At 59.8% G+C, this 766-nt stretch carries 1 protein-coding gene; it reads left to right on the top strand.

Features of this window, described 5'->3' with window-relative positions:
* The first annotated feature begins 38 nt into the window (after positions 1 to 38).
* Positions 39 to 755, top strand: coding sequence for an IS6 family transposase (locus tag B9Z46_RS15020; RefSeq protein ID WP_108257388.1), 717 nt, complete (start codon positions 39 to 41; stop codon positions 753 to 755).
* The last annotated feature ends 11 nt before the right edge of the window (positions 756 to 766 follow it).

Below are 766 nucleotides of genomic sequence, written 5' to 3' on the forward strand. Positions count from 1 at the left end.
GGTTCTGTCGCAATAAGGCCGTCGATGGACAATGAGCGATGGCACCACTGCAACTTCAACTGTCAAATTCCACCCTGCGGCGGGTGATCAAGCGATTGCATTTCCCGCTGGAGATCATGCTGGTATGCGTGCGCTGGTACGCGGCCTATCCGCTGAGCCTGCGGCAGTTGGAAGAAATGATGGCCGAACGTGGTGTGGGTGTTGACCATGCCACCGTTCACCGCTGGGCGCTGAAGATATTGCCGGTGCTCGCCGCAGTCTTTCGCCAGCGCAAGCGCCCGGTGGGAGGCTCCTGGCGGATGGACGAGACCTACATTCAGGTAAGCGGGCAATGGAAGTGCCTGTACCGGGCGGTGGACCGGCTGGGTCAGACGGTGGATTTCCTACTGACCGCCCGCCGTGATGAGGCGGCGGCACGTCGGTTCTTCGAACGGGCCATCAGCCTGCATGACCTTCCCGAGAAGATCACGATCGATAAAAGTGGAGCCAACACGGCCGCGGTCAAAGGGTTAATCGAGGACAGCGGACTGCACATAGAGTTGCGCCAGTCCAAGTACCTGAACAACATCGTAGAGCAGGACCACCGAGCGATCAAACGCCGGCTCAGGCCCATGCTGGGGTTGAAAACTTTCCACACGGCGCGGCGCCTGATTGCAGGCATCGAGACCATGCACATGATCGCCAAGGGGCAGATGAACTGCCCCAAGGGTGCAAGCGTTTCAGCTGCTGAGCAGTTCTACAGCCTGGCCGCTTAAACCGGTCACCG

The sequence above is a fragment of the Limnohabitans sp. Hippo4 genome (genome assembly GCF_003063605.1).
Lineage (GTDB): Bacteria > Pseudomonadota > Gammaproteobacteria > Burkholderiales > Burkholderiaceae_C > Limnohabitans_A.